Below are 6,974 nucleotides of genomic sequence, written 5' to 3' on the forward strand. Positions count from 1 at the left end.
TCCGGCGGACCCGGCACCCCCGGCGCCCCCACGCCCGCGCCACCACCCGGTGAACGTCTGGTGCGCCAGCCGTGGGATCTCCCGTTCCGGTGCCACACCGCCCAGCCGCTTGCCGACGCGGGCCAGCGGCCCGATGCCGGCGAGGACGTTGAGGAGGGGAGCCAGGCGGAGGCGGGCGGTCCAGTGGAGCCACTCCGGCAGACGGCCCATGGTGTGGTGGGCGGCGGGGCGGCGACGGCCGGCATAGTGATGGTGGAGGAACTCCGCCTTGTAGGTGGCCATGTCCACGCCGACGGGGCAGTCCGAGCGGCAGCCCTTGCAGGACAGGCAGAGGTCGAGGGCGTCCCGGACCTCCGTGGACCGCCACCCGTCGGTGATCACTTCGCCCGCGAGCATCTCGTGCAGCAGCCGGGCCCGGCCGCGCGTGGAGTGCCGCTCCTCGCCGGTGGCCCGGTAGGAGGGGCACATCACGGCGGGGCCGGCCGCCGTGGCCGTACGGCACTTGGCGACGCCGACGCAGCGACGGACGGCCGCGGCGAAGTCGCCGCCGTCCGCCGGGTAGCCGAAGGTGACGTCGACCGGGCGGCTCGGCAGGACGGAGAAGCGGAGATCCGCGTCGAGCGGGGCCGGGCGGACCAGCATCCCGGGGTTGAGCAGGTCGTCGGGGTCCCAGACCGCCTTGGCCCGCTCGAAGAGCCGTACCGTCTCCGCGCCGTACATCCGCGGCAGCAGTTCCGCGCGGGCCTGGCCGTCGCCGTGCTCGCCGGACAGGGAGCCGCCGTGCGCCACGACCAGGTCGGCCAGCTCCTCCGAGAAACGGCGGAAGCGGGCCACGCCCGGCCCGGTGAGCAGGTCGAAGTCGATGCGGACGTGGATGCAGCCGTCGCCGAAGTGGCCGTACGGCGTGCCGCGCAGTCCGTGGTCGGCGAGCAGCGCGCGGAAGTCGCGCAGATAGGCGCCGAGCCGGGCGGGCGGCACCGCGCAGTCCTCCCAGCCGGGCCAGGCCTCCGTGCCGTCCGGCATCCGGGTGGCCGTGCCGGCCGCGTCCTCGCGGATGCGCCACAGGGCCCGCTGGGCCGCCGGGTCGGTGACGACCAGCGCGTCCACGACGTCGGCGGCGCGCACCACCTCCTCCGCCCGCGCGCGGGCCCCCGCCGCCGTCTCCCCGCCGGTCTCCACGAACAGCCAGGCGCCGCCCGCGGGCAGCCCGGACCCGGCCGGCACCAGGTCGGCTGCCATGCCCTCCACGGTGAGCGGCCCCAGCGGCAGCAGTCCGGCGGCGGCTTCGGCGGCGGCGCTCTCGTCGGCGTACGCCAGCACGGCCAGGGCACGCGCGCGGGGCGCCTCGACCAGGCGGACCACGGCCTCGGTGAGGATGGCGAGGGTGCCCTCGGAGCCGCAGAAGGAGCGGGCGACGTCGGCGCCCTTCTCGGGCAGCAGCGCGTCCAGCGCGTACCCCGAGATGCGGCGGGGCAGGTCCGGGAAGCCCGTGCGCAGCCGGGCACGTTCGCCCTCGGCCAGCTCGCGCAGCCCCTCCGGGGCGCCCGCCCAGCCCTGCCCGAGCCGCAGCCGCTGCCCGCGCGCGGTGACGACGGACAGCTCCCGCACGCTGTCCGCGGTGGTGCCCCAGGCCACCGAGTGGGCACCGCACGCGTTGTTGCCGATCATTCCGCCGAGGGTGCACCTGCTGTGGGTGGAGGGGTCGGGGCCGAACCGGAGTCCGTGCGGGGCGGCGGCCTCCTGGAGGCGGTCGAGCACGAGCCCCGGCTGGACGACGGCCGTCCTGCTGCCCGGGTCCAGCTCCAGCAGGCCGGTCATGTGCCGGGTGAAGTCCAGCACCACGCCGGTGCCGGTGGCCTGCCCGGCGATGGACGTGCCGCCGCCGCGCGCCACCACCGGCACCCCGCGCGCCCGGCACACCTCCAGCACGGCGGCCACGTCGTCGGCGTCTCTGGGCGCCACGACGCCCAGGGGGACGCGGCGGTAGTTGGAGGCGTCCATGGTGACCAGCGCCCGGGCGGTGGCGTCGAATCCGACCTCGCCCCGCACGGCCCGGCGCAGCGCGTCCGCGAGCCCCGCGGCGTCCGCCCCGTCCACGTCCTGCGCCCCCTCGGCAGCCTTCCCGGCCGCCGCGGCATCGGCTCGATCTGTCATGCGTCCAGGATGCATCCGATCACGGACAGTCACGGAAACTTTTCCACAGCCCCGCACCGATCGTCGTACAACCTCACAAGTCCACGTCCCGGTGATCTCGTCTCATCGAACGGACACGGCTCCACCTGGCCCAACGCCACCGGCTACCCTCGTCCCGTGGCCGACATCGAGATTCCCGCTGACATCAAGCCCGCCGACGGACGCTTCGGCGCGGGCCCCTCCAAGGTGCGGACCGAGGCGCTGGACGCCCTCGCCGCCACCGGCACCTCGCTGCTGGGCACCTCCCACCGGCAGGCGCCGGTGAAGAACCTGGTGGGCAAGGTCCGCGAGGGCATCTCCGAGCTGTTCTCGCTCCCCGAGGGCTACGAGGTCGTCCTCGGCAACGGCGGCTCCACCGCCTTCTGGGACATCGCCACGCACGGCCTGATCGAGAACAAGTCGCAGCACCTGAGCTTCGGCGAGTTCTCCTCCAAGTTCGCCAAGGCCGCCAAGCTCGCCCCCTGGCTCGCCGAGCCCACCGTCATCTCCGCCGACCCCGGCACCCACCCGGAGGCGCGGGCCGAGGCGGGCGTCGACGTCTACGCCTTCACCCACAACGAGACCTCCACCGGTGTCGCCATGCCGATCCAGCGCGTGGCGGGCGCCGACGAGGGCGCGCTCGTCCTGGTGGACGCCACCTCCGGCGCCGGCGGCCTCCCGGTCGACATCGCCGAGACGGACGTCTACTACTTCGCCCCGCAGAAGTCCTTCGCCTCCGACGGCGGCCTGTGGATCGGCGTCTTCTCCCCGGCCGCGATCGAGCGCGCCGAGCGCGTGCACGCCTCCGGCCGCCATGTCCCGGAGTTCTTCTCGCTGCCCACGGCGATCGACAACTCCCGCAAGAACCAGACGTACAACACCCCGGCGCTCGCCACCCTCTTCCTGCTGAACCAGCAGCTGGAGTGGCTCAACGGCCAGGGCGGTCTCGCCTGGTCCACGGCCCGCACCAAGGACTCCTCGACCCGCCTGTACACCTGGGCGGAGGAGTCCAAGTACGCCACCCCGTTCGTCTCCGACCCGGCCAAGCGCTCGCAGGTCATCGGCACGATCGACTTCACCGACGAGATCGACGCCGCCGCCGTCGCCAAGGTGCTGCGCGCGAACGGGATCGTGGACACCGAGCCGTACCGCAAGCTCGGCCGCAACCAGCTGCGCATCGCGATGTTCCCGGCGATCGACCCGGCGGACGTCGAGGCGCTGACGAAGTGCGTGGACTACGTGATCGAAAAGCTCTGACCTCCCGAGTACGACGCCGAAGGGCGCCCGGTGTGCGAACACCGGGCGCCCTTCGTATGTCAGAAGGTCAGAGGCGAGGCGTCAGGGACGGCTTCACGCCCAGGCCCTGGCCGCCGGCGGGCGGCTTGCAGGTGACGTCGCGGGACGGGAGCTTTCCGGTGGTCAGGTAGGCGTTGACCGCACGGTCGGCGCAGGAGCCGGAGTCGCCGGAGTAGACGCCGTGGCCCTCGCCGCCCTTGACGTACACCATGCGGGAGCCCTTCAGGGCGCGGTGCATGCCGATGCCGCTGGCCAGGGGGGTCTGGGAGTCCCACTGGTTCTGGACGACGAGCAGGGGGACCTTGTTGCCGACCGCGGTGACGGGCTCGGCCGGCTTGTCCCAGAACGCGCACGGCGTGATGTTGGAGGCGAAGTCGCCGTACAGCGGGTACTTGGCCTTGTCCCGGATCGCGTCGCGCCGGTACTGCTCCGGGTCGCGCGGCCAGGCCGCGGTGTCGCCGCAGACCACGGACCAGAAGGCCGCGCTGCCGTTGTCCGCCGGAGGCTGCGCCGCGGAAGAAGCCGCGGTCGAGGCGGACCAGCGCGGGGCCGGGTCGGAGCCGCCCGGCAGGAGGCCGCTCCGGCCGGAGCCGTGGCCGGCGGCGGCCTTCTTGAGGTCGACGACCGCCTCGGCCGCGTACTGCGGGCTGAAGAACGCCTGGCGCAGGCCGGCCCGGATGTCGTCCCCGGTGATCTTCTGGCCGCCCTCCTCGATGGGGGTGCGGTCGGCACGGCGGACGAGGTTCCAGAAGGTCTTCCGGACCTGGGAGGGGGTCTTGCCGAGCTGGTAGGTGCGGTGGCGCTGCGCGGTCCACTTCGTCCAGCGGGTGAACGCCGGCTCGCTGCCCTCGGCCCAGATCTGGATCATGCCGCGCCACACCCGCGCCGGGTCGACCGCGCTGTCCAGCACGAAGCGGTCGGTGCGCTCGGGGAACAGCTGCGCGTAGACGGCGCCCAGGTACGTGCCGTAGGAGTACCCCAGGTAGGAGAGCTTCTTCTCGCCCAGGACGGCGCGGATGACGTCCATGTCGCGGGCGGTGTTGCGCGTGGTGATGTACGGCAGCTTGTCGCCGTTGCGGGTGCGGCACTTGTCGGCGACGGTCCGCGCCCACTTCACGTCACGGCTGAACGTCTCGGCCTTGTAGGGGCGTTCGCTGTTCTCCTCCGCCGCCGTGAGCCGGCAGCCGACCGGGCTGCTGCGCCCCACACCGCGCGGGTCGAACCCGATGAGGTCGTACTGCTCGCGGACCTTCTTGGGCAGCATGTCCTTCAGCACGAACGGCATGTCCAGGCCCTCGCCGCCCGGACCGCCGGGGTTGAAGAGGAGCGCGCCGTGCCGCTTGCCGGGGACGCTGGTCTTCACGCGGGAGATGGCCAGCTTGATGGTCTTGCCGTCGGGGCGGCTGTAGTCGAGCGGTACCTGGATCGTCGCGCACTGGAACGCGGCGGGCTGCGACGCGTCGCATCTGCGCCAGTCGGGCTTCTGGCTCTCGAACCTCCGCAGCGGTTCCGCCGCTGAGGCCTGCGTGGGGGCAAGGGCGGGGACCAGTGTTGCCGTGACCCCCACGGCGAGCAAGGGCGCCAAGCGTCCTATCCGCACGATGGCCGTTCCTTTCCGTCAAGTTCCGGGACACGACCACGATTTCGTGTCCACGGCAAGGAACGGATCCATCTGCGGGGCGGACTTGCTCCACCTCAGGGCGGAGGCAGAAATGGACGTACGGAGGAGAACCCGAAGGGGCTTTTTTCCCTCCGCGCCCGGGAGTTCAGCCGCGGCGCAGGCGGCGCAGCCCGAACAGGGCCGCCACGCCGACCGCGACGATCACGGCGCCGACCTTGAGACTGCCGCGACCGCCCCCGTCCGCCGCGTCGCCGGAACCGCCGCCCGATGACGGCGACTTGGCGGCGGGACGGCCCGGTGCGTCGACCGCCTGTACGGCGCTGTCGGCACCCTCGCTGCCGTACATCAGCTTGGTGCCGTCGGCGGAGTACGACACCGACTCCCCCTGCCCCTGGAGCGGGACGTCCAGGCGCCCCTTGCGCTTGATCCGGCCGCCGTTCCAGTCGTAGAGGACGCCGCCGAAGTAGCCGCGTACGGCGAGCTGTCCGCCGTCCGGGGAGAAGGCGGCGTCGGTGGCCCACAGGTCGACGGGCGCGACGGGCTTGAAGACGTTCGCACCGGAGGTGGAGAGGGCGGCCGGGCCCTCGTACAGGTGCCCGCCGTCCTCCTTCTTGTCGACGATGTACACGCGCCCGGTCTTCGGGTGGACGAGCAGCGACTCGGCGTCGCGCGGACCGTCGGCGTACTTCACGACGTACTGCGTGGCCGTGACCGTCTGGTCGGTGAGGTTCTTCGGCTCGGGCAGCCGGTAGATCCACACGTACGGCCACTTGCCGCCGAAGTTGTCGCCGATGTCTCCGACGTAGAGCGCGTTGTCCGGCCCGACGGAGACGGCCTCGACGTCGCGCGGGGAGCCGATGCCGCGCAGCGTGATGCGGGCGACGGTCCTGCCGGTGGCGCTGTCCACGGCGTAGAGGTACGGGCCGTCGTCGCTGTCGTTGTGGGTCCAGTAGATGCCGGGGTGCTGCCGGGAGGCGGCGAGCCCGCTGGACTCGGTGATCCGCGGGTCCTTCAGGGTGAACCCCCGGTCCCCCGCCCCCTCGGCGGTTCCGGCGGCGGCGGAGGCGGGCAGCGCGCAGGCGCCGGCGAGCAGCACCCCGGCGAGGACGGCGAACGATCGACGCATGCCCCAAGCCTGCCATTCCCTCCGGGGGTTCAGGGGGGAAGGTGACCGGGGCCGCAAGACGTGGTCCGCCTCACAGGCACTGCCCGCCCCATGCGTCACCGACATCGTTCATCATGAGCGGATGCTCAGGTTCATGCCCGTGGGGGACTCCATGACGATCGGGAGCGCGGGCGAACACACGTGGCGTTACCGGCTGTGGCAGCACCTGCGCGTGTCGTACGGCAGCCCGTTCACCTTCGTCGGCCCCCGCGAGACGCTGTACGACAAGCAGGCCGACGCCCCCACGTCCCTCGCCTACGCCGAACCCGGCTTCCCGCGCGCCCACCTGGCGGGCTGGGGCGAGGGCTGGCTGCACATGGCCCCGCTGATCGGCGAGGCGGTGCGCGCCCACCGCCCCGACGTCCTGCTGGTCTCCCTCGGCCTGATCGACCTCGGCTTCTACACCAACGCCGAGCAGACGGCGGAGAACGTACGCGCCTTCGTCGCGGGCGCCCGGGAGGCCGACCCGCGCATCCGGATGGTGCTGCTGCCGGTGATCCCCAACATCCGGGCGGCGGCGGACCCGGACTTCGCCGAGCAGGTCGACCGGTTCAACGTGCTGCTCGCCAAGGCGGTCGCCGACCTGGACGAGCCGCGCTCGCCGATCCTGCTGGCCTCGCCGCCGGCAGGGTACGACATCCACGCCGACACCTACGACGGCACCCATCCCAACGCCGACGGGGAGCGGCGGATCGCGGGGGCGTTCGCGGGGGCGATGTG

General features: G+C 72.8%; 5 protein-coding genes. 2 read left to right on the top strand and 3 right to left on the bottom strand.

All coding sequences use genetic code 11. The features are described 5' to 3' along the window. The coding region (locus CCN44_RS33095) for an FAD-binding and (Fe-S)-binding domain-containing protein (RefSeq protein WP_244204006.1) at positions 1 to 2,154 on the bottom strand (2,154 nt) is incomplete at its 3' end. 156 nt (positions 2,155 to 2,310) lie between these two features. Here CCN44_RS33095 and serC point away from each other — a divergent pair. Further along, positions 2,311 to 3,429, top strand: coding sequence for a phosphoserine transaminase (serC, locus tag CCN44_RS33100; protein WP_059250510.1), 1,119 nt, complete (start codon positions 2,311 to 2,313; stop codon positions 3,427 to 3,429). A gap of 67 nt (positions 3,430 to 3,496) precedes the next feature. Here the strand turns inward: serC and CCN44_RS33105 are convergent, their stop codons facing one another. Both CCN44_RS33105 and CCN44_RS33110 read right to left on the bottom strand, forming a co-directional pair. After that, a complete protein-coding gene (locus CCN44_RS33105) occupies positions 3,497 to 5,068 on the bottom strand; it encodes an alpha/beta hydrolase (protein ID WP_086701937.1) in 1,572 nt (523 codons plus the stop codon). A gap of 166 nt (positions 5,069 to 5,234) precedes the next feature. Beyond that, on the bottom strand, positions 5,235 to 6,215 hold the full coding sequence (locus CCN44_RS33110; protein WP_086701940.1) for a TolB-like translocation protein: 981 nt from the start codon (positions 6,213 to 6,215) through the stop codon (positions 5,235 to 5,237). A 121-nt stretch (positions 6,216 to 6,336) separates the two neighbouring features. Here CCN44_RS33110 and CCN44_RS33115 point away from each other — a divergent pair. Further along, positions 6,337 to 6,974, top strand: a 638-nt coding sequence (locus CCN44_RS33115) for an SGNH/GDSL hydrolase family protein (protein WP_086701943.1), incomplete at its 3' end; no start/stop codon positions are given.

It is taken from the genome of Streptomyces tricolor (genome assembly GCF_002155905.1).
Lineage (GTDB): Bacteria > Actinomycetota > Actinomycetes > Streptomycetales > Streptomycetaceae > Streptomyces > Streptomyces tricolor.

What these genes read in the sequence shown, in the direction of transcription:
- CCN44_RS33110 (WP_086701940.1), bottom strand. Translation starts at nt 6,215, where the DNA reads ATGCGTCGATCGTTCGCCGTCCTCGCCGGGGTGCTGCTCGCCGGCGCC.